The 22,303-nt window shown below is 49.3% G+C and carries 20 protein-coding genes and 1 pseudogene; 8 read left to right on the forward strand and 13 right to left on the reverse strand.

Features of this window, described 5'->3' with window-relative positions:
- Positions 1-12: 12 nt before the first annotated feature.
- From Q9R34_RS17490 to Q9R34_RS17505, 4 genes are all read right to left on the reverse strand, one after another.
- Positions 13-372, reverse strand: a complete 360-nt coding sequence (locus Q9R34_RS17490; protein WP_144380590.1) for a hypothetical protein — start codon at positions 370-372, stop codon at positions 13-15.
- Between the two features lie 54 nt (positions 373-426).
- The gene (locus Q9R34_RS17495) at positions 427-957 is read right to left on the reverse strand and encodes a hypothetical protein (RefSeq protein WP_485895342.1); all 531 of its coding nucleotides are present in this window, start codon (positions 955-957) and stop codon (positions 427-429) included.
- Positions 958-1,303: 346 nt separating this feature from the next.
- A complete protein-coding gene (locus Q9R34_RS17500; protein ID WP_485895344.1) occupies positions 1,304-1,639 on the reverse strand; it encodes a hypothetical protein in 336 nt (111 codons plus the stop codon).
- Positions 1,602-2,749, reverse strand: a protein-coding gene (locus Q9R34_RS17505) for an IS3 family transposase (protein WP_312141937.1) whose coding sequence is annotated in 2 segments (ribosomal slippage) — positions 1,602-2,512 and positions 2,512-2,749 — 1,149 coding nt in all. Because the reading frame shifts where the segments join, the coding sequence is not laid out codon by codon here. Before Q9R34_RS17505 ends, Q9R34_RS17500 begins: the two co-directional genes overlap by 38 nt.
- 203 nt (positions 2,750-2,952) lie before the next feature.
- On the opposite strand from Q9R34_RS17505, the gene Q9R34_RS17510 reads away from it, so the two are divergent.
- Both Q9R34_RS17510 and Q9R34_RS17515 read left to right on the forward strand, forming a co-directional pair.
- Complete coding sequence (locus Q9R34_RS17510) at positions 2,953-3,402, forward strand: hypothetical protein (RefSeq protein WP_040126202.1); 450 nt, start codon at positions 2,953-2,955, stop codon at positions 3,400-3,402.
- A 288-nt stretch (positions 3,403-3,690) separates the two neighbouring features.
- Positions 3,691-4,428, forward strand: a pseudogene (locus tag Q9R34_RS17515) (peptidoglycan DD-metalloendopeptidase family protein).
- Positions 4,429-4,461: 33 nt separating this feature from the next.
- Here the strand turns inward: Q9R34_RS17515 and Q9R34_RS17520 are convergent.
- From Q9R34_RS17520 to silC, 7 genes are all read right to left on the reverse strand, one after another.
- The gene (locus Q9R34_RS17520) at positions 4,462-4,659 is read right to left on the reverse strand and encodes a DUF2933 domain-containing protein (protein ID WP_000843497.1); all 198 of its coding nucleotides are present in this window, start codon (positions 4,657-4,659) and stop codon (positions 4,462-4,464) included.
- A 40-nt stretch (positions 4,660-4,699) separates the two neighbouring features.
- Positions 4,700-7,171, reverse strand: a complete 2,472-nt coding sequence (gene silP / locus Q9R34_RS17525) for an Ag(+)-translocating P-type ATPase SilP (protein ID WP_485895351.1) — start codon at positions 7,169-7,171, stop codon at positions 4,700-4,702.
- 97 nt (positions 7,172-7,268) lie between these two features.
- Complete coding sequence (locus Q9R34_RS17530) at positions 7,269-7,709, reverse strand: DUF411 domain-containing protein (protein ID WP_002436620.1); 441 nt, start codon at positions 7,707-7,709, stop codon at positions 7,269-7,271.
- A gap of 86 nt (positions 7,710-7,795) precedes the next feature.
- A complete protein-coding gene (silA, locus tag Q9R34_RS17535) occupies positions 7,796-10,942 on the reverse strand; it encodes a Cu(+)/Ag(+) efflux RND transporter permease subunit SilA (protein ID WP_485895353.1) in 3,147 nt (1,048 codons plus the stop codon).
- 10 nt (positions 10,943-10,952) lie between these two features.
- Positions 10,953-12,245, reverse strand: a complete 1,293-nt coding sequence (gene silB / locus Q9R34_RS17540; RefSeq protein WP_485895355.1) for a Cu(+)/Ag(+) efflux RND transporter periplasmic adaptor subunit SilB — start codon at positions 12,243-12,245, stop codon at positions 10,953-10,955.
- A gap of 113 nt (positions 12,246-12,358) precedes the next feature.
- Positions 12,359-12,712: a cation efflux system protein CusF gene (gene cusF, locus Q9R34_RS17545; RefSeq protein ID WP_001246153.1), complete on the reverse strand. Its 354-nt coding sequence runs from the start codon at positions 12,710-12,712 to the stop codon at positions 12,359-12,361.
- A gap of 28 nt (positions 12,713-12,740) precedes the next feature.
- Positions 12,741-14,126, reverse strand: a complete 1,386-nt coding sequence (gene silC / locus Q9R34_RS17550; protein WP_485895361.1) for a Cu(+)/Ag(+) efflux RND transporter outer membrane channel SilC — start codon at positions 14,124-14,126, stop codon at positions 12,741-12,743.
- A gap of 189 nt (positions 14,127-14,315) precedes the next feature.
- On the opposite strand from silC, the gene silR reads away from it, so the two are divergent.
- The 4 genes from silR (at position 14,316) to copM (ending at position 17,637) form a co-directional block, all read left to right on the forward strand.
- Positions 14,316-14,996, forward strand: coding sequence for a copper/silver response regulator transcription factor SilR (silR, locus tag Q9R34_RS17555; protein WP_033755785.1), 681 nt, complete (start codon positions 14,316-14,318; stop codon positions 14,994-14,996).
- Complete coding sequence (silS, locus tag Q9R34_RS17560; RefSeq protein WP_485895363.1) at positions 14,989-16,464, forward strand: copper/silver sensor histidine kinase SilS; 1,476 nt, start codon at positions 14,989-14,991, stop codon at positions 16,462-16,464. The genes silR and silS overlap by 8 nt, the downstream gene beginning before the upstream one ends.
- A 245-nt stretch (positions 16,465-16,709) precedes the next feature.
- The gene (gene silE / locus Q9R34_RS17565) at positions 16,710-17,141 is read left to right on the forward strand and encodes a silver-binding protein SilE (RefSeq protein WP_033755783.1); all 432 of its coding nucleotides are present in this window, start codon (positions 16,710-16,712) and stop codon (positions 17,139-17,141) included.
- A 145-nt stretch (positions 17,142-17,286) separates the two neighbouring features.
- A complete protein-coding gene (gene copM / locus Q9R34_RS17570; RefSeq protein ID WP_007871800.1) occupies positions 17,287-17,637 on the forward strand; it encodes a CopM family metallochaperone in 351 nt (116 codons plus the stop codon).
- A gap of 407 nt (positions 17,638-18,044) precedes the next feature.
- Here the strand turns inward: copM and Q9R34_RS17575 are convergent, their stop codons facing one another.
- Positions 18,045-18,953: an HNH endonuclease gene (locus Q9R34_RS17575; protein ID WP_007374408.1), complete on the reverse strand. Its 909-nt coding sequence runs from the start codon at positions 18,951-18,953 to the stop codon at positions 18,045-18,047.
- 882 nt (positions 18,954-19,835) lie between these two features.
- Here Q9R34_RS17575 and Q9R34_RS17580 point away from each other — a divergent pair.
- Both Q9R34_RS17580 and Q9R34_RS17585 read left to right on the forward strand, forming a co-directional pair.
- Positions 19,836-20,795 (forward strand): FitA-like ribbon-helix-helix domain-containing protein, encoded by a 960-nt coding sequence (locus Q9R34_RS17580; protein WP_485895366.1) that lies wholly within the window; start codon positions 19,836-19,838, stop codon positions 20,793-20,795.
- On the forward strand, positions 20,792-21,577 hold the full coding sequence (locus Q9R34_RS17585; RefSeq protein ID WP_485895368.1) for a site-specific integrase: 786 nt from the start codon (positions 20,792-20,794) through the stop codon (positions 21,575-21,577). Before Q9R34_RS17580 ends, Q9R34_RS17585 begins: the two co-directional genes overlap by 4 nt.
- A 211-nt stretch (positions 21,578-21,788) precedes the next feature.
- On the opposite strand, the gene Q9R34_RS17590 is transcribed toward Q9R34_RS17585, so the two are convergent.
- Positions 21,789-22,301, reverse strand: a complete 513-nt coding sequence (locus tag Q9R34_RS17590; protein ID WP_485895370.1) for a hypothetical protein — start codon at positions 22,299-22,301, stop codon at positions 21,789-21,791.
- Positions 22,302-22,303 lie beyond the last annotated feature (2 nt).

A 22,303-nucleotide genomic window follows, 5' to 3' on the forward strand; every position in this document is an offset into this window, starting at 1 on the left:
CTGAAATTCATATTAAAGGCTACGCCACGTACGGCCGGCTATTAAAAAGCATAAAACTAAAAATACTCCCCATGCGAAAATAGTATATGCTTCTCCATGACACCCAGGAACCGCTAAAAGAGTTGCAAGGGATAGGCTTGCTGCACTAATATCCCCTAATACCTTCACTACTCTTATAAAACCATTTTTACTATTAGGGGCCAAGGCTAAGCAAAGACATGAGAAAAGAAAAGGAGCAATACTTACTTCTGCCATAAAAATTGGGTTATTCCTAAAAACTGAAGCGCAAACCCCAAAAAACACAGCAAATATAAAAACAAAAACAGTCCCTAATTTATCTTGGCCGATTTCTAATACTTTCTGCTCACTCATACCAAATCCCTTTTACTTGTTAAGTTTTGTTAAAAAATAGTTTTTTCGCTTTTCTTACAAATCTGAGCACTGAGATATCAGATCATGAAGAGCATCTTCAATTAACATCTCCGGAATTGAATATATACTAGCTCTGTATTCCTTACCTGTAATTGTGGAAGCTTTAACCATAAACCTGTTTAAGTCAGATTTATATACACCAAACGACTCTATAGAGGCAGCATCTAACCAAACTAATAACTCACTTTTATTAACATCACTGCTAAAGCATTGTAGCCAGAATTTACTTTCAGTTTTCCTTATGGAAAATGGAAACTCCCCATTTCTAGACCTATGTATGAAGGCAGCAATTTTATCTTGATTTACGGCCAACTCTATAGAAGCCTCACTCAACTGAAGCTTCAATATATCCACATCAATAAGATGTTGATAACGCTCAAAATAATCCTTGTAAACCTGATCGTTATCTAATGTTGCATTACTTGAACTCAGTTCATTACCCCATATTCTTTCGATCTCTTTCTTCACTACGGAATTTATTAATTCATATTCATCACGCTTAGTAAAATAGTAATTCTTATTCAAAGTCACCACCTTTATTTTTTAGAAGAAAATGATTTTCGATATATATGCAATATAATCGCACCGATTACTAATATCAGACATACTAATAACATCATCGAAGTTGAATGACCTAATGCAGTACATCTCTCAGTTAATAAATCACTACACTCAGGTTTCAAAGTCTCTAGAACGGTGCAAGCAGCGGCACCGAGCAGACCAATTAACATTAAGACTTCTAACACTAAGCTGAATAACCCCATAATCAGACCTCATTTTTAATGCTTGCACATTCAATAAGTTACAGAGACTATAAGTATGATGTAACTACATACAGAGGCAACACTGCTATAATATAGCAGTGTTAGGCTTATGATTTCGAGGTTGGTTGATGAAACATACTCATAGCATTACGCCTTGTTTCCTCTGAATCCGCATCAATCATTGATTCAGGTGGTTGAGTATTACTATTTATCAGTGTTTCAGGCTTTGAGCTTGTTACGTGAACCAGAATTGACTCTAGCATCCTATGGATCGCTTCATGCCTTTCTGCCGAAGCTGTATTGAAGGCATCAGGTTGCACGCTGCTGATGACCTGCATAATTTCAGCCATTGTTGTGTTTTCATCAAGCAAGGCTGTTAACAAATGATGAATCGCCACGGATAATCTAGACACTTCTGAGCCGTTGATAATATAGGTTTTCATATTCAGCCGGTGGCATCTGCTCGCTCGAACCATGCCGACGCTTACTGTTATAAAACATTTCGATATAATCAAAAATATCGCTTCTGGCTTCGTCTCTCGTTCCGTAGATCTTTTTCTTAATTCGTTCGCGTTTCAGTAACTGGAAAAAGCTTTCCGCAACCGCGTTGTCATGGCAGTTACCGCGACGACTCATGCTGCCTTTCAGTCCGTGTGATTTCAGGAACGACTGCCACTCATGGCTCGTGTACTGACTGCCCTGATCAGAGTGAACCAGTACCTGCTTTTGAGGATTACGCCTCCACACCGCCATAAGTAATGCGTTCAGGACAATCTCTTTTGTCATGCGGGGTTGCATTGACCAGCCGATAACTTTTCGTGAGAACAGGTCAACCACCACGGCCAGATACAGCCAGCCTTCGTGGGTTCGGATGTAGGTTATGTCCGTCACCCAACGCTCATCCGGTGAGTCCGGATTGAACTGCCGCTGGAGCCTGTTGGGTGTCACGATGCTGGCTTCGCCTTTACGTGCCCGTGGGCTACGGTACCCAACATGAGCTTTTATTCCGGCACGCTTCATCAGCCGCCAGACCCGATTCACTCCGCACTGCTGTCCGGTATCACGCAGATCGAGATGGATCTTGCGATAACCATAGACGCAGCCAGATTCAAGCCAGAACTGTTTGATCTGCCCGGTCAGCATCTGGTCTGTCTGGTGACGCTGTGAATGTGGCTGCTGAAGCCAGAAATAAAATCCACTCGGATGGACATCCAGAACCCGACAGAGCAAACGAACAGGCCAGCAACGGCGGTTGTCGCGGATAAAGGCGTACTTCAGTCGGACAGCTTTGCGAAGTACGCCGCGGCTTTTTTTAATATGTCCCGTTCGTCTGTAACCCGCTTCAACTCTTTCTGAAGACGGCGGATCTCGGCCTGAGCATCTGACTGTTCATTATTAGTGGAAGAATTCGGACCGTACTTCTTTATCCAGGCGTAAAGACTGTGAGTGGTGATATCAAGACGTGTTGCAACACTGGAAACAGAATGACCACGATCAACAACCTGTTTGACTGCTTCAATTTTAAACTCTTCAGGATAACGCTTACCGCTCATGGGCACCTCTCTTTAAGTCATCTTAAATGACTCTGAGGTGTCTGTTAAACCTGTGGCGATTCAAGCACACCTTAAGAAACAAATTCATTACAATCGTGTAATGTACATAGCTGTATTACATTTACGTCATCTTCCCCACAGGTTGATTATTTTTATATATGATCATAAGGACATCTTTTATGTACCTCAGAAGGTAATTACACATGAATATATTAATCACGACCACTGCGTTTACAGCTTTATTTTGTGGGGCAGCTTTTGCTCAGTCCAGTGATATTGCCCATGAAGCACATCGATTTGTTAATAATGCCTCAGCCGTCAGTCATGTGAACTCCTCGACGCATGAAAACTTACCGGACAGGGTTAATAAAAACAACACGCCCTCATTCTCTGAAATGAATGAACATGAAAGGGCCATTGTTGCTCATTCATTTATGAACAACAGCGCGTCCTATGCGCATCAAAAAATGATTGAGGAACATAAAAAAATGCTGTCCGGCAGTGATGCAAATTCAAAGACCTCGTCTTCTTCTTTTAACGAACTGAATGCCGGAGAAAAAGCCGCTCTCGTGCATGAGCAGGTCAATAATGCCGGTGCGGAAGCACATCAGACGCAGGCAAGAAAGCTTCGCGGGCTTTATTCGACCTGGTAACTGCAGGCGGGTTAGTGCTTAGCGTCAGGTGCGCAGCAGGGCTTTACTGACGGGTTACGTAGCAGGACATGAGCCCCATATTGCTCTGCCGTAACCTGTTTCAGTCCCGTTAATCATCACCGTCGGGCTGGTCATACAGTTCCCAGAGCTTCAGGAGCAAACGGGAAACAAGATATGTTACAAAAATGACGACCATCAACGGTGCTCCCGATTAACTGACAGATGACACGCCTCCTGAAAACCCCTAGCATACGCCGCAGTGTTCATGCTAACGGCGAATTCCAGTAAATGTATTCTACCGATGTCGTAAAAGAAAATGCCTACCTTTCAGCCACCCGCTCGGGGCTGGAATCGAACGAGATCGCTACTCTTCAGCGCTCCTTGCCTTCCCGGTTTAATCTGCGGCATTTGAAAAAAAATGAATCATTAAAACTCGTACTGCAAAAGAAAGCGGGAAAATCACGTGTCGTGGCCTATAAATTTACGTCCGGTTCATTTAATTACACGGCGTATCGTATATCAGATAAAAAGTTCTATAACCTTTCCGATACTTCCGGGAAAGGCAGTCTCGATTATCCGTTACCGGCCACAGCAAGACTCAGTTCGCCTTTCAATCCTGCAAGACTTAACCCGGTATCGGGAAAAGTGAGTCCCCATAATGGCATTGATTATTCCATGCCCATGAACACGAAAATAGTCAGCGTCATCGACGGAAAAATCACCCGGGCCGAATACAACAGTACCATGGGATAAATTGTTGAAGTAACGGGAAAAGCCGGTGTTAAAACTCGCTATCTCCACCTCAATAAAATACTCGTTACTAAAGGGGCCAGGGTTACCCGGGGAGACGCTATTGCGTTATCCGGTAACAGCGGACGTTCATCCGGTCCTCATCTGCATTACGAGCTGGTCATTAATAACAATCCTGTTAACTCACTGGCGTTCCGGGCAGCGGCACCCGCTGATAACAAACTTGAACAGCATGCCTTTGCGCATGCCAGAGACTACGAACGATACCTGGACTGATAACGGGGCCGCGACGCGGCCCCGTCTGCCGGATTAATTTTTTTTATCGTTTTCACTTCCTTGATGTTGATGATCTCCATGCCCTCCGTGGCCGTGGAAAAGATGCATTAGCGGGCAGACCAGCAATAACAGATATGGCCAGTAACCTGCCACATGTGACCAGTGTTCGCGCAGGAGGGCAAATGCCGCGATCGCGGCGACAGCAATAAGCGCATAGGTGGTACTTTTCATACTGGACTCCTTCTGTTCGTAACAGCCCCTTCACTCAGTGTTATTTCCCGAGCCTGACACTTTTCAGACGCAACGCATTCACAATGACGCTGACGGAGGAAAGAGCCATGGCCGCCGCCGCAATAACTGGCGACAGCAGTATTCCATACACAGGATAAAGCAGACCTGCAGCCACAGGCACGCCAAGTGCGTTGTAGATAAATGCAAAAAACAGATTCTGTCGGATATTTTTCATGGTGATTTCTGACAGATGACGGGCCCTGTTCAGTATCATCAAGTCGCCTTTGAGAAGGGTGACTCCGGCACTTTCAATTGCCACATCTGTACCCGTTCCCATGGCTATACCCACGTCAGCCGCTGCCAGCGCCGGGGCATCATTCACACCGTCTCCGGCCATCGCAACCACATGGCCAGACGCTTTCAGTCGGGTTATCACTGCTTTTTTGCCATCCGGCAGAATCCCGGCTTCAACCTCATCTATTCCCAGTTTCCGTGCGACTGCTTCAGCGGTAAGCTGGTTATCCCCGGTGAGCATAACGATGCGGATCCCCGCCTGACGCAAAGCTTTAAGCGCATCCGGCGTGGTTGCTTTCACGGGATCCGAGATAGCTATCAGGCCTGCAAGGTGCCCGTCTGTGGCCACATAGATAACGGTAGCGCCTTCCATCCGCAACGTATCCGCAACGGCCTTTTGATTATCAATAACGATACTGTTTTCCTGCATAGCCAGTTCATTACCAATAACAACCCGTTGACCTTCGACATCGCCTGAGACACCTTTACCCGACGGCGCATTGAAATGAGTGACTGCGGGTATTGCGATCCCCTTTTCCTGTGCTGCTTTAACTACTGCCATACCCAGCGGATGCTGCGAGCCTTTTTCCACTGCGGCCGTTACACGCAAAAGAGATGTTTCCCCACCCGGATTGAGACTGATAATCCCTGTCACCGTCGGCGAACCTTCCGTGAGCGTGCCTGTTTTGTCGACAACCAGCGTGTCCACTTTTTCAAGACGCTCAAGGGCTTCGGCATTCTTGATTAACACCCCGGCCTGGGCTCCTTTGCCCACCCCCACCATTATCGACATCGGCGTGGCCAGCCCCAGCGCGCAGGGACAGGCAATAATCAGGACCGACACAGCCGCAATGAGACCGTGCGCCATCCTGGGCTCGGGCCCCCAGACAGACCAGATCATGAAAGCAACAACCGCGATAAGTATCACCAGAGGAACAAACCAGCCTGAAACGCTGTCAGCCATTCTCTGGATGGGGGCCCGCGAACGCTGTGCATCAGCGACCATCTGAACAATTCGTGAGAGCATCGTTTCATCACCGACTTTCTCTGCACGGATGATAAGACTACCTGTCTGATTAATGGTCCCCCCGATGACAGGGTCACCCTCCGTTTTGGTAACAGGCATAGATTCCCCGGTCACCATCGATTCATCAACGGTTGTTTTGCCTTCGACCACGATACCGTCGACCGGAATACTCTCTCCAGGTCTGATGCGGAGCTTATCGCCAGGCAGGACATCTTCCGCATTAATATCCGTTTCATGACCGTCTTGATCCAGCCGCCTGGCGGTTTTGGGGGCAAGGTTAAGAAGCGCAGTAATGGCACCTGAGGTTTGTTCCCTTGCCCGCAATTCAAGGACCTGTCCCAGCAGAACAAGCACCGTAATAACAGCTGCGGCTTCAAAATAAATGGCCACCAGGCCATCCATGTTTCTGAACGATGCAGGAAACCAGGAGGGGAAGACGGTTGCAATGACGCTGTAAACCCAGGCTACGCCGGTCCCCATTGCAACAAGGGTAAACATATTCAGGGAGCGGTTACGTAACGACATTCCGGCCCGGGCGAAGAATGGCCAGCCACACCACAAAACGACAGGAGAGGCCAGAAGTAACTGCAGCCATGTGTTGTACTGTGGCGGTACTGTATTCCTCAAAGCGGGAAACAGATGAGAACCCATTTCGAGTATCAGAACCGGAAACGCCAGCAACAACCCCAGCCAGAAGCGTCTTGTCATGTCGCGAAGTTCATCACTCGTCCCCGTGGATGCCGTAGCTACGAGCGGCTCCAGTGCCATTCCACAGACAGGACAGCTTCCGGGACCACTACGGCGTATCTCCGGATGCATCGGACATGTCCACACACCTTCAGAAATCTCTTTCTCCGCCTGGCGGTGAGACTGTTTTATCTCATCAGGGCTGACTTCATGGTGGTCGTGGTGATGGTGATGTTCACTGGCATCTTCGGTAAAATAATGATCGGGATGGGCTTTAAATTTGCTCTCACAGCTGGCGGAGCAGAAATAAAGCTGATGGTCCTGGTATCGAATGCTGCTGTGCGCCTTGTCAGGCAGGATGACCATCCCGCACACGGAATCTCTCACCTTATGCAATGCGTGACTCTCGTCCGGGGATGATGTCTGCTCAGAAGCAGTCTGGTTGTTATGTTCCACTGCATTGTCATTTTTCACAGTAACTCTCCTTATGCATATCTGAAGCATTTTCTGTCTTCAGGATATGTCATGGATGCGATTACCACGAATGCCGCCGGCATAAGAGTGCCTGCTGCCGGCGTCCCGTTATCAGCCGTTCCGCTGACTATTCGATTCGCTGGAAGACTTTTTTACTGCCCTCCGGTGAGAATGCGATAACATCGTAAGCCTCTTTTCGGGCCCCCATCTCCATTCCCGGACTTCCTGCTGGCATACCGGGGGTGGCGAGACCGTATATACCCGAACCAGACTGCATGGCCTTATGTATCGTTGCCGCAGGCACATGGCCTTCAATGATCAAATTACCTACAACCGCGGTATGACAACTTCGTAGTCCAGCAGGAACAGCATGCTTTTCTTTCAGGGCTGACAGCGCCTGATCATTCATGACGTGAGTTCGCACTTCGAACCCGTCTTTTTCCATCGCTTTGCCCCACAGGGAACAACAGCCACAGTTTTCAGATTTGTACATATCAATGACTTTTTCACTCGCCATTGCAGGCAGTGACAGGCCGAGAGCCAGGGCCATTAGAACCACTTTTTTCATACTCACCTCTGTATATTATCGATATAAACCCTGACGTCAGGGTGAATCAGTGCAGAAGGACGCCTACTGGGGGCGCCCTTTCAGGGTTATGACACGCTTTTTTTATGTCTGCGCAGCCAGATTAATTTGTAGGCGGCAGGAATAATGAACAGGGACAGCAGCGGAGCCGTGATCATCCCACCAATCATTGGCGCAGCAATACGGCTCATGACTTCTGAACCTGCGCCGGTTCCCCAGAGTATTGGCAGCAGACCCGCAATGATCACCGCCACGGTCATGACTTTCGGCCGGACACGCAGTACGGCACCATGATAGAGGGCTTCATCAAGACCTTCCGGTGTGAACGTCTCTTTACGGGACAATTCCGGGTGCGCTTCAATGGCATGACGCAGATACATCAGCATGACCACGCCAAACTCTGCTGCCACCCCGGCCAGGGCGATAAACCCGGTTCCGGTCGCCACTGACATATGGAAGCCCTGCCAGTACAGGAACCATATTCCGCCAACCAGGGCGAACGGCAGGCTCATCAGGATCAGCAGGGCTTCGTCAACCCGGCGGAATGCCAGATACAACAGGATGAAAATGATCATCACCGTCATCGGCACCATCAGCTTCAGTTTCTTGTTGGCATGCTCAAGCAGTTCAAACTGTCCGGAGAATGCCACACTGGTTCCCGGTCTCAGTTTCACTTTCTCGCTGATGGCCGTCTTAATGTCGTTAACCACCGACACCATGTCCCTGCCGCGGGCATCAACATAAATCCAGCTGGCTGGCCGGGCATTTTCGGTTTTCAGCATGGTTGGTCCAGAAACGACGTTAATATCCGCGACATCGCCCAGCGTGATCTGCTGCTTCATCGGGGTCAGGATCGGCATCTGTTTCAGCGCCTGCGGACTGTTCCGGTAATCCTGCGGGTAGCGAATGTTAATAGGGTACCGGGCCACCCCTTCAACCGTCTCACCCACCATAGCACCTCCGATTGCTGAAGAGACGAACAGCTGGACATCACCTACCGTCATCCCGTAGCGGGAGGCTTTCTCCCGGTTGATATCGATATCGATGTAGCGCCCGCCCTCAAGTCGCTCAGCCAGGACAGACACCACGCCAGGCACGGTTTTGGCTACCGCCTCGATACTCTGCGCCGTCGCGTCGATATCGGACAGAACAGTCCCGGACACTTTGATACCTATCGGGCTTTTGATCCCGGTTGAGAGCATATCAATACGGTTACGGATAGGCGGCACCCAGAGGTTTGCCAGACCCGGTAAACGGACTGTCCTGTCGAGTTCATCAATAATCTTGTCAATTGTCATGCCGGGACGCCACTGATCCTCAGGTTTGAGCTGGATCGTGGTTTCCACCATTTCGAGCGGCGCGGAATCCGTTGCGGTCTCTGCTTTACCGGTCTTGCCAAATACAGAAGCCACTTCAGGAACGCTTTTGATTAACTTGTCTGTTGTCTGCAGGAGCGCTGCAGCTTCTGCCGGAGAGACGCCAGGCAAGGTCGACGGCATATACAGCAGATCGCCCTCGTTAATCTTCGGCAGAAATTCACCGCCCACCTGACTCAGTGGCCAGATAACCGTGAAAATGGACAAGGCCGCAACCAGCAGGGTTGTTTTTGGCCAGTGGAGGACCCGCAGCAGCAAAGGATGATACGCTTTGATCAGCACCCGGTTCAGGGGGTTACTTGTCTCGGCAGGAATTTTCCCCCGGATCCAGAATCCCATCAGAATAGGAATGACGATGATGGCCAGTGCGGCCGCTCCCGCCATGGAGTACGTTTTCGTGAATGCCAGCGGGCCAAACAGACGACCTTCCTGCCCTTCCAGGGTAAAGATAGGAATAAAGGACAGGGTGATGATCAGCAGGCTAATGAACAACGCGGGTCCCACTTCCACGGAGGCGTCGGTAATCACCTTCCAGCGGGTGGCGTTGTCAATCTGCTCACCCGGATGCTGATGATCCCACTCCTCAAGCCGTTTGTGCGCATTTTCAATCATCACAATGGCGGCATCCACCATCGCACCGACGGCAATCGCTATCCCTCCCAGCGACATGATATTGGCGTTCAGTCCCTGGAAGTGCATGACGATAAAGGCGATACACAGGCCAAGCGGCAGAGAGATAATCGCCACCAGGGCAGAACGTACGTGCCACAGGAACAGAGCACAGACGATGGCCACCACGATAAACTCTTCCAGAAGTTTGGAACTGAGGTTATCAATCGCCCGGTCGATTAACTGGCTGCGATCGTAGGTGGTCACGATTTCAACGCCTTCCGGCAGGCTGGCCTTCAGCGTCTCCAGTTTATCCCTCACTGCCGTGATAACGTCGCGCGCATTTTTACCCGACCGCAGGATCACCACGCCGCCAGCGACTTCTCCCTGGCCGTTCAGCTCGGTAATACCACGCCTCATTTCGGGCCCGGTCTGCACGCGGGCAACATCCCGCAGATAAACCGGCACGCCGTTCTCACCTGTTTTCAGGACGATGTTATTAAAATCATCAATGCTCTGAAGATAACCGCTGGCACGGACCATATACTCCGCTTCGGCCATTTCAACGGATGAGCCACCGGCCTCCTGGTTAGACGATTCAAGTGCCTGTTTCACTTCGGGCAGGCTGATACCGTACTGGGACAGTTTTACCGGATTGACCTGAATCTGGTACTGTTTCACCACGCCGCCAACCGAAGCGACCTCAGCCACGTTCGGGATGGTTTTCAGCTCAAATTTCAGGAACCAGTCCTGCAGAGAGCGCAGTTCTGAAAGGTCGTGTTTTCCGTTGCGATCGACAAGGGCATATTCAAATATCCAGCCCACTCCCGTGGCGTCCGGGCCGATTTCAGAGCTCACACCCGCAGGCAGTTTGCCCTGAACCTGATTCAGGTATTCCAGCACGCGCGAACGGGCCCAGTACAGATCGGTGCCGTCTTCAAAAATGACATACACATACGAATCACCGAACTGTGAAAAGCCACGCACGGTTTTTGCGCCAGGTACGGACAGCATGGTGGTGGTAAGCGGATAGGTGACCTGGTTTTCTACAATCTGCGGGGCCTGTCCGGGATAGCTGGTTTTAATAATGACCTGCACATCTGACAGGTCAGGCAGCGCATCGACCGGCGTGTTAATTATCGTCCATGTGCCCCAGATGCTGAGAAACAGTGCGCCCATCATGACCAGGAAACGGTTGGCGACAGAGCGCCGGATAATCCATTCAATCATCGTCGTCTCCTCAGTGCCCTGAATGCATATTTACAGGCTGCTCAGACATTGCTGGCATACTGTTTTCTGTTTTTTCAGGGTGGCGCATACGTTCCAGCGCGCCCGTAATATTGGCTTCGGAGTCAATGAGGAACAGGCCACTGACCACCACGGTATCGCCTTCATTCAGGCCGGAGCCAATGCCGGACTGTTGCTGTGATTCATGCAGAACGTGGATCTGTTTCGGCACAAACTTGCCTTCATCATCAACAGTAATCACGCGCTGTTCTTTGCCGGTATCGATAACGGCCTGGCTTGGTATCAGCAGCATCTCCTGGCTCTTGGTATTCAGTTTCAGATAGGCATTCATGCCCGGCTTGAGAAACTCATCCTTATTAGAAACCTGGAGACGGACCTGAAGCGTACGGGTTGTCTGATCCACGCTGGGAAGAATGTTCCATTTTTCGACATGGAATGTTTTATCCGGATAAGCCGGTACCGAAATTTCAAACTGCGACGTATCTTTCAGCAGATATGTGATAGATTCTGGCACTGCAGCGCTGATCCAGACCGGGTCCATCCCCTGAATCTGAGCCACTACTTTATCTTTCGAAATATTCATTCCGGTGCGCAGGTCAAACGCAGTAATGACACCATCAATAGGTGCTTTAATGGTAAAACGGGTCTGGATTGTGCGGGTTGAACGCAGCCTTTGAATATCCTCTTCCGGCATACCAGCTAGACGAAGTCGCTCCAGAACCCCTTTTATCTGGGTTGACGTACCGCCTGTACCGGATAACAGCAGGAACTCACTTTGTGCCTCAACCCATTCAGGAATGGTGATATCGATAAGCGGAGTGCCTTTCTTCACATGATCGCCAATCGTCAGGGGATACACTTTTTCGACAAAACCGTCAGAGCGCGCCTGCACAATGACAAACTGATACTCGTTGTAACTGACATTAGCCGGGATTGTCTGAGAATAATTCAGCATTCCTCGCGTGACTTTTTGCGTTTTTAATCCCAGATTCTGAACCTGCGTTGGATCGATACGGATCCCGCCACTGCTTTTATCGCCGCTTTCATCAGCATATTTTGGCACCAGGTCCATATCCATAAAGGGAGATTTTCCGGGTTTATCAAATTTGGTATCCGGTTTCATCGGGTCATACCAGAAAAGTACCTTTCGCTCCGGTGCCTTTTGTTCGGTTTGTACTGTTTTTTGTGATGAGTTTACATACTGCCAGGCAGTAACCGATATCAGCCCTCCTGCTATGAGGCTGCTGATAATTATTGCAGCATATTTTATCTTTAAAGAAGCCATACAATTTCTCGCTGAAAAATCAAAACACCTGGCATATGCGCCCGATCATTCATTCACAGTAATCCCTTAATGAATGTTCAGGCGCACTGGATGTATTCGCTCCGGACTGATAATCAGGATTGCGTAACGTTAATGCTTTTGAGTAAGGAGATATTGCCCTGCTGAATAAACGAGAAATCGACATGGTTGCCGGTTTTCAGGGCATTGATAGCGTCGTCTGCATTAACAAAAGTGAAGCGCATGGTCATTGCAGGCCAGCCCACAGCAGGGATTGCTTCGTGCGAAATGGTAATCTTTTTACTATTCATATCAATGTCTTTAACGACACCGGTGCCCTTGATAACCTGCTGTACCGAAGCATCACTGGCAGCATTCATATCGCCATGCTGATGTGTTTCAGCATGAAGACCGGCAGAAAACATGACAGAGAAGGCACCAAATAAAACGGCTTTAAGTGAATTACGCATTTTTAATTTCCTGATTAATTAAATAAATTTACTCTACCCAACCGCCACCCAGCGCGGTAAACAGATTAATTTCGTTAACCTGTCGGGAATAGGTAAGATCGAGAATGGTTTGCTGCGTAGCGAAGAGGGAACGTTCTGCATCCAGCACTTCGATGTAACTGACAGCACCACTTGCATATAATCCTCTGGCACGCTGGAGAGTTATCTGAAGTGAATCAAGATAACGCTGCTGTGACTCAAGTTGCTGGCTAAGGCTGTCGCGCAGCGCAAGCGTGTCGGAAACATCCTTAAAGGCTGACTGAATTTTTTGTTCGTAATTAACCACCGATTGTTGCTGGCGAATTTCAGCCAGCTTCAGATTGGCTTTATTCCTGCCAGCATTAAAAATAGGAATTTCAATTTTAGGGATAAAATTCCACATTCCACTTCCTGACGTAAACAGGCTTGACAGCTCCGTACTGCTTGCGGAAAGACCACTGGTCAGGGTAATGGAGGGGAAAAAGGCCGCTCGCGCTGCGCCAATATTGGCATTAGCCGCTTTCAGCTGATATTCCGCTTCCATAATATCCGGTCGCTGCAGCAAAATTTGTGAAGATAGATTTGGTGGCAATTTTACTGGTGCGATCTCCCCGCCTTTCATCCCTTTTTCTGACGGAAGTGCGCGGTACGTTCCCAGCACCAGTTGCAGGGCATTGTTTGCCTGAGCCAGATCGCCTTCTCGTTTGGCTATTTCGGCGCGGGTACTTTCGATTTGTCCTCTCGCCTGTTCAAGTGCCAGAACGTTCGTACTCCCGGTCACGAGCTGTTGCTCAACGAAAGCATAGGACTGTTCATAATTTTTCAGCGTTTCCCGCGCAATACGGAGTTGTTCGTACGCCAGTTGCTGGCTGAAATAGCTCTGTGAAACGTTGGAGACCAGCAGGATGTGTACGGCCCGACGGGCTTCTTCGCTGGCAAAGTAGTTCTGGCGGTCAGCATCACTCATGTTCTTAAGTTTGCCGAAAAAATCGAGCTCATAACTGAGCTCCAGTCTCGCGTCGTACTCCTGTGTGGTCGGCTTGTCACCTTTCAGACCACCGCTGTATGTTATCCCGGATGAGGCATTCAGCTGGGGATAACGATCTGCATCCGTGACGTTGAACTGGGCTCGGGCCTCTTCAACCTTCAGGGTAGCCATTCTCAAATCACGGTTATTAGTCAGAGCTTCACCGATCAACCGGGTAACCTGGGGATCGACAAAAAAGTTACGCCAGCCCGTATCCCGATAGCCATTTACCGCTGGCGTCAGGCTGTTATGGGACAGTGAAAACTGCTGGGGTACCGGTGCTGCGGGCCGCTGATATTCAGGCGCAAGCGACACGCAGCCTGCCAGGATGAATATCGTGCTAATGCTGAGTAATTTTAATTTGAACATAACGCTTCTCGTCCAGGCAGACCTGGTAAATGGTTCAAATGAAGTCCAGAGTATTGATAGGGGTACTTTACCTAACGCTCTCTGTTTGCCGAGTGACAGGATAATGACAATGTTGTCATTTTTGCTGTAATCCGTTGATAACGATCGTGGGCGCAATAGAATGACATTAGCAGCCAGCCGGGGAGCAAGATGAAAATATTGATCGTCGAAGACGAAATTAAAACAGGTGAATATCTCAGCAAAGGGCTTACAGAGACAGGGTTCGTAGTGGATCACGCTGATAATGGTCTTACCGGATATCATCTCGCCATGACAGCCGAGTATGATTTAGTCATTCTGGATATCATGCTACCTGATGTGAACGGCTGGGATATCATCCGCATGCTGCGCACTGCCGGAAAGGGTATGCCGGTCTTACTGCTGACAGCCCTCGGCACGATCGAACATAGGGTCAAAGGACTGGAACTGGGTGCGGACGATTATCTGGTTAAACCCTTTGCGTTTGCCGAACTGCTCGCCCGGGTGAGAACCCTTCTGAGGCGGGGAAACACGATGATCACGGAAAGCCAGTTTAAGGTGGCTGACCTCTCGATTGATCTCGTATCCAGAAAAGTCAGTCGCGCCGGAAACCGCATTGTGCTCACCAGTAAAGAGTTCAGCCTGCTGGAATTCTTCATTCGCCATCAGGGAGAGGTTCTTCCCCGCTCCCTGATTGCCTCTCAGGTCTGGGACATGAATTTTGACAGCGACACTAATGCGATCGATGTCGCAGTAAAGCGACTCCGCGCTAAAATAGACAACGATTACGAGACAAAGCTGATCCAGACAGTCCGGGGCGTGGGCTACATGCTGGAGGTCCCGGATGCATAGCAAACCTTCCAGACGCCCTTTCTCACTCGCTCTGCGGCTGACCTTTTTTATCAGCCTGTCCACGATACTGGCTTTTATCGCCTTCACCTGGTTTATGCTGCATTCTGTTGAAAATCATTTTGCCGAGCAGGATGTCAACGATCTTCAACAAATCAGCACCACACTGAACCGTATACTGCAGTCCCCGGTGGATCCGGATGATAAAAAAATAAGCAAAATAAAGGAATCAATTGCCAGCTACCGCAACGTTGCCCTTTTGCTCCTCAATCCCAGGGGTGAAGTGCTCTTTAGCTCAGCTCAGGGGGCGGCACTACGCCCGGCAGTGAATTCAGCAGATTTTAGCGAGCACAGCCGCGCACGGGATGTCTTTCTCTGGACGGTGGAGGATCCTGCGGGACCGATGGATACCGGGTCCGAAATGAAGATGGAAACATACAGGATTATCGCCTCCTCTGGTCAGGCGATATTTCAGGGCAAACAGCAGAACTATGTCATGCTGACTGGCCTATCCATTAATTTCCATCTCCATTACCTCGATGCGCTGAAAAAGAACCTGATTGCGATTGCCGTCGTGATAAGCCTGTTGATTGTTCTGATCATTCGAATCGCTGTCCGTCAGGGGCACCTGCCCCTTCGTAATGTCAGCAATGCCATTAAAAACATCACCTCCGAGAATCTTGATGCGCGACTGGAACCGACACGCGTTCCCATTGAGCTGGAGCAACTGGTTATCTCGTTCAATCATATGATTGGAAAGATTGAGGATGTCTTTACCCGCCAGGCCAATTTCTCTGCCGATATCGCGCATGAGATCAGAACGCCCATCACCAATCTGGTGACGCAGACTGAAATCGCACTGAGTCAGGATCGAACACAGAGGGAACTTGAGGATGTCCTCTATTCCAGTCTTGAAGAGTATAACCGGATGACCAAAATGGTCAGCGATATGCTGTTCCTGGCACAGGCAGATAATAATCAGCTGATACCTGACAGGGTCATGTTTGACCTCAGAGCGGAAGTCATGAAAGTCTTCGAGTTTTTCGAAGCCTGGGCCGAAGAACGCAATATCACGCTCAAATTTAACGGGATGCCCTGCCTGGTTGAGGGAGATCCACAAATGTTCAGAAGGGCGATCAATAATCTGTTATCCAATGCCCTGCGTTATACCCCGGAGGGACAGGCAATCACCGTCTCAATAAGAGAGCAGGAGAGCTTTTTTGACCTTGTGATTGAAAATCCGGGGAAACCAATCCCTGAAGAGCATTTATCAAGGCTGTTTGACCGTTTTTATCGGGTAGATCCGTCCAGACAACGAAAAGGAGAAGGCAGCGGCATCGGCCTTGCGATTGTGAAGTCCATCGTGGAAGCACATCACGGAAGAGTGCAGGTGGAATCGGACGTACGTTCAACTCGTTTTATCCTATCCGTGCCCAGACTGGAGAAAATGATTCCGGAAACCCAGTACTGAGAATAAAGATTTAAATGACAAAGATGTCATTAGCCTGTCATGCAGCAAACAGAAGCCATTCGATATAATTAGTGCAACTTATCAGGAAGGCATTATTACTTCATCCATACACGGCATCAGCACAAGCCAGGAGTTGTATTAAAGCCTCATCCCGGCGGAATAAGGTCTGTAGAGTTGTCAGTTGTACTACTGAGGACACAGATCGAAATTCACGGACATCACTAATTCAGAAATGGAGAGTTACCATGAAAAATATCGTCTTAGCATCAGTGTTAGGTTTGAGCTTAATTTCTACGGCCTGGGCCACTGAAACTGTAAATATCCATGAGCGTGTCAATAATGCTCAGGCTCCGGCCCATCAGATGCAGTCTTCTTCAACTCCAGCCGCCATCCAGGGGGCAGCTCCACGGATGGCCGGTATGGATCAGCATGAACAGGCTATTATTGTTCATGAAACCATGAACAATGGTTCAACAGATGCACATAAAAAAATGGCGGAAAGTCATCAGAAGATGATGGGAACTGGCACCGTTAACGCTTCCCGTCCGGCGACTTCGTTTGCGGCGATGAATGAACATGAAAGAGCAGCTGTTGCCCATGAATTTACGAATAACGGTCAGTCCGGCCCCCATCAGGCTATGGCTGATGCACACCGCCGCATGATCAATGCGGGCTGATGACAACTGAAGTTTCCGTGCGGTTACCCTTTCCTTGATAGATTGTCCCTTATACGGATATGTTGTTATTTTTTGCCCCCTTCAGGGGGCTTTTTTGTCTGACTCAGCTAAACTTATCCGGTAACCATCTGAAAGGGTTTATTATATGAAAATCACAAATTCGCTTTTTGTTATACTGATGTTATCCCTGCCAGCGATTTCCGCAGAACATTCAGAAATGAAAATGTCAGATATATCCTCATCGGCATCGTCACAGGAATATATGTCCGGCATGAAAGGTATGCATGACAAAATGATGGCCGCTGTAAAAGAGTCCGATCCCGACAAGGCTTTTGCGAAAGGCATGGTAGCACACCATGAAGGGGCAATAGCAATGGCTGAGACCGAGCTAAAATACGGAAAAGATCCGGAAATGAGAAAGCTCGCGCAGGACATCATTAAAGCTCAAAAAGGTGAAATTGAGCAGATGAATAAATGGCTTGGTAATCAAAAATAATGATTGCGGAAATAATATATTGCGCGTACAGTCAGAGTGTTCCCGGGCACGGGAACCTGTTAATCGTTAATTAATCAAAACCCGATTCATTTCGGGTTTTTCCTTTTACCCCCCCCAACGCATGCACTGCACCGAGTGAAATTCACCTGAGCCAATTCTGCTTGCTTATTATTTCGATGGGAATTGCTGATTTTAATTAAGTCTATGTTTTAAAGGTGTTTCTCATGCCTGGGTTTGGCAGGGGTTCGTCCTGTTCTCTGGTCATGCGCAATGGCAATTCGCAGTCAGGGCTCAAGACTACTTTTACCTCTTTTTTAACAGAAAGTTTCTGGACCCGATACTTGCCGGAAACATCATCTGCTGTTCATCCCGACCAATAAAACGAAGGTATCACTCTCGTTTGAATCTCACTTACTTTCCATTTTGTAATAAAGAATCAAGTTTTCCAGTGATATATCAATACCAACTTTTTTTAATAACCTTTTTCGCGCAGTGTATATTTCTTTCAGCATATCTTCATAACCCTGACCAAGGTGAATTTGTTTATGGCAATTGCAACACAGAGATATGATATTTTCTTCAACATCAAGAGATGTGTCAAAAGCATCTTGCCTGGACATAGGTACAATGTGATGAGGTTCTGTGTAATTTAAGGATGAATTTCGCCTTCTGAATGTTGGGTGGTCACTATCGACTTCACATCTGTAACCTGCTTTATTCAGCGCATTTTGGGATACGCCTTTACTCCTGGGATACGAGAGGCCATTTTTTACTTCTATTGCATTTTTCTTTGGTTTGGCTTCCCCTGTATATTCAAACGTCTGAACGTTGTCAAAGATATTACTTTTCTCTATGGCATTGATCAACTCATCGTCAGAGTAATACTCACTGCTGGCCATTTCTGTTGTACCAAAAAAATCCAGTTCGTTAATTGCCTGAACAAGTTCCTCACGAATTGTCCATAAGTTTCTTTTGGGTTTTCCGCCGATTTCTTTACTCTTCATTACGGTAATGAATTTTGTACCGGATGCGATATTTCCGACACCTTTAACCTCGAATCTACCAAGTTCTTTTTGAACTCTGCCACCCAGTCCGTTTATGACTCCATTAGCACTCATGCTGTGCAGGTCGTACTTCTTACCAATATCGAAGCATGTGCAGGAATGATTTGGCTCAATAAACCATTTTTTTAACGCTGCAATACTTTTTGTGTCAAAAACTTTATCATTTGTTAATAAAGTTTTCCATTCTTCCACACTGATATCAATGTCACAGACATACTCTCCATCAATCACTTCGCATATTTTTTTAATCACATTCATTCCCCTGTTATACAGATAGTCATAATGAAAATATAAAGCTCGCTAACCGGTATGGTTGCGTAAGGACCGTAGTCTCTCAGAGACCGTGCTTTCTTTTTTTTCAGGCCTGGACACTAAAGGGTCTGTTGCACCCCGAAAAAATTTGTTGCGGGGATTGCTCATTGAGATGAGCCTCTGCTCGATCATACCAGATCAGCAGGCTGCCCCCAATGCTATGGCTTCTTAGTTTGGCCATTATCCGGCCTTCCTCACGACCAATAAAATAGAGACATTACCCGTGACGCTGCCACCGTCTCAGCCCGGAACGATCAGTGAGCGCTTCTGATGACCTTCGGTTTTTTTAACGAAGCGGGTGGGATACGGTTTGTTGCTGAAATCTTAATAATAACCAACAACTGATGCTAATTTCGCACTTTTAACATATATGAATATAAATGTTATGAATAATTGCATTTACAGGAAATATCATGCGTTTTGTCATCCGGGATCCGAAAAAAGGCAGAACCGGATCCTTTGACCTGGACGGCGGTTTTCTGCGCAGGTAACTACATATAGTGGTTCGGTCAGCTGCAAAGCATACAAGATATGGGGTAAAGGCGGCTGCGGGACCCGGCGCTGCCGGGCTTTTCCCCGCCCCGCCGCCGTGCTACGCTTCCGGAAAACCCTGCATTGAGGAAAAAGTCGGATGTGCGCGCAACGGGCACCCGGTAATTTCCCATGGTAAATATTATCATGGTTATCATCACGCCATAACTACCATGCATTCCAATTGACTCAAAAAGAGTACATATGTGATTATGAATGCCTTATATGGCGCAGGAGCTTTTTTTAATGAGCTTGTTGCCAGCTGCATCCTTCAGGAATAAAGGTTGAGTCATGGCAAAAATTCAGGCCCGGAATGTGGATGATGCGCTCTACCAGCGTATCGAGCAGTCAGCAATGAAAAATGAGCGCTCGGTTGAAGGGGAAATCCGGACTGCCTTGCGGGAATATTATCAGCCAACTGATAACGAAGGACCTGCTCTCACAGAACGGGAACAATGGCAGCTTGAAACCGGGCAGCGGCTGAAGTGGTTGTTTGACCGGCTGATGGCTGACAACTATTTCCGGGAATATGCAGGCGCCAGACCATTGGATACGTTTGATCTGGTCCGGTTAGGCAGGCAGCTGGATACTTCGCCTGGACTTCTGATGGATATAATGGAAGGGCGACAGGAACTGACGTTTGAGCTTGCAGACCGGATTGCTCATAACTTTGATGCCTCTGCTGACTGGTTACTCGGAGAAAGGGGCCAGCCCTTTCCGTTTGTTGATATTGGATCTAAGGGGTATGGGGAGTTTTTCTTTCCTGCCAGCAGTAAAAGCGATTACACGTTTGAGTTTCTGAGAGTAGACGGTGGTATGCACGATGGCACTCTGATCATATTACGTCAGGATGTGCAGACAAAACGGATCACGTCCGGTGTCATCACTGAATTTTATCTGCGCAGCGGCATGAGGAGCGGCGGATACGGGAATTTAAAAAGATTCCTTCTTCTTCTCAAAACAGAAGGTGCCCGGCTGTCTATTAACACCTATGACTGGACGCCTGAGCACCCCAATTTTGGATTCTCGACGGTCTTTGGTCAGCATCATCATGTCTATTTTCAGGACTCGCCTCGCCGTTCGTCCGCCCGCTGGTTGCAGCAGATTTTTAACGGTGAAGATCCGGACGGCTGGTTCAGCAATGGCTGGACGCCCATATTAAAGGAAATCGGGGAAACGCCCTTTGGCGTCTCCGTAAGGACAGCGAGCAATAACATGGCAGAAGCTGAAAAAGGGGTACAGTCGGTATGAACCTGCCAGTCCTGCCAGGTTTTGTCAGTACCTCAGCGCCCAGCCAGCTGCCGGTTGCCATCGATTACCCGTCCGCGCTGGCTCTGCGCCAGATGGCCGCGCTGGTTGACGACCTGCCAAAGTACCTGCTGGCACCGGAGGTCAGCGCTCTGCTCCATTTCATGCCCGACCTGCGGCGCAAAATGCTGTTTACTACGTTGTGGAACACCGGCGCGCGCATCAGCGAGGCGCTGGCGCTGACCCGGGGAGACTTTCTGCTGCGCCAGCAGTACCCGTTCGTGCAGCTGGCCACGCTCAAGCAACGCGAGGAAAAGGCGGAGCGTCGGGCCGGTCGTCTGCCCGCTGGCTCCGTGCCGCATCGCCTGGTGCCGCTGTCAGACGCGCAGTACGTGACGCAGCTGGAGATGATGATCGCTACCCTGCGCATCCCCCTGGAGCGCAGGAGTGAGAAGACTGGCCGGACGGAAAAAGTGCGTCTGTGGGACATCACCGATCGCACCGCCCGCACCTGGCTGAACGAAGCGGTAGAGGCAGCGGCGTCAGAGGGCGTGACATTTTCCGTTCCGGTGACGCTGCACACCTTCCGGCACAGCTACGCCATGCACATGCTTTACGCTGGCACGCCGCTCAAGGCGCTGCAGAGCCTGCTCGGGCACAAGAGCGCCAAGTCTACGGAGATTTACACGCGGGTGTTTGCGCTGGACGTGGCCGCCCGGCACCGGGTGCAATTTCAGATGCCGGGTAATGACGCTGTAGCCATGCTCAAAATGAGTCAGGGCTGACTGGGGATAAACATAACGATCCCGCTAACAGCTTCAGGCAACGGTAGTTGCCTTGTCGCCTTACAGAATACGCATGCATATAAAAGAAGAGTGAGAAAATCGTCCATGTTCCAGACTGCATCCGGTCAGCAATCCGGGGTCGTGAGCGTGCGGGATTTTTAATCCCGTACGCGAGGGACCGGCCAACCGCAGGGCGGCAGGCCGTTTCTTTTCAGTCAGGCTTACCCGTGACCAGTACGTTCAGCAGACCTAAATCCGAGTACGCGTAGCGCAGCAGCTGCAGCCCGGCAAAAAATACCGCCGTGTTCAGGAAGGGCAGCAGCCACAGACTCATATTGTGCATGGCCATACCGGCCAGCGGCGGCATAATAAGCGCGCTGACGCCCGTGGCCACAAACACGGACGTAAGGTTGCGCCCACGCCCAAAGCGTCCCTTTTCACGCGTGACCAGCTGCGGATGCAGCAGCAGGGTCACCGGCATCATGCCCGGGCGGGTCTTCATCTTCCAGATACGCGCCGTTTCAGCTTCCGTCAGGTTATGTGCTGCAGAGAAATTCTCAATGAAGCCGTCCACCACGTTCTGCACGGTTTCACTGCAGCAGCTCTCACCGCCGCCCTTACTCCAGCGGCGAAGCAGCGCACCTTCGGCCCGGAACTCGGGCAGCCAGGCCATCAGCATCATCAGGCAAACGGCCACGGTGGCCGCAATCAGCAGTAATGTCATAG

Origin of the sequence: Enterobacter sp. BRE11 (assembly GCF_031844285.1) — a bacterium.
Taxonomy (GTDB): domain Bacteria; phylum Pseudomonadota; class Gammaproteobacteria; order Enterobacterales; family Enterobacteriaceae; genus Pantoea.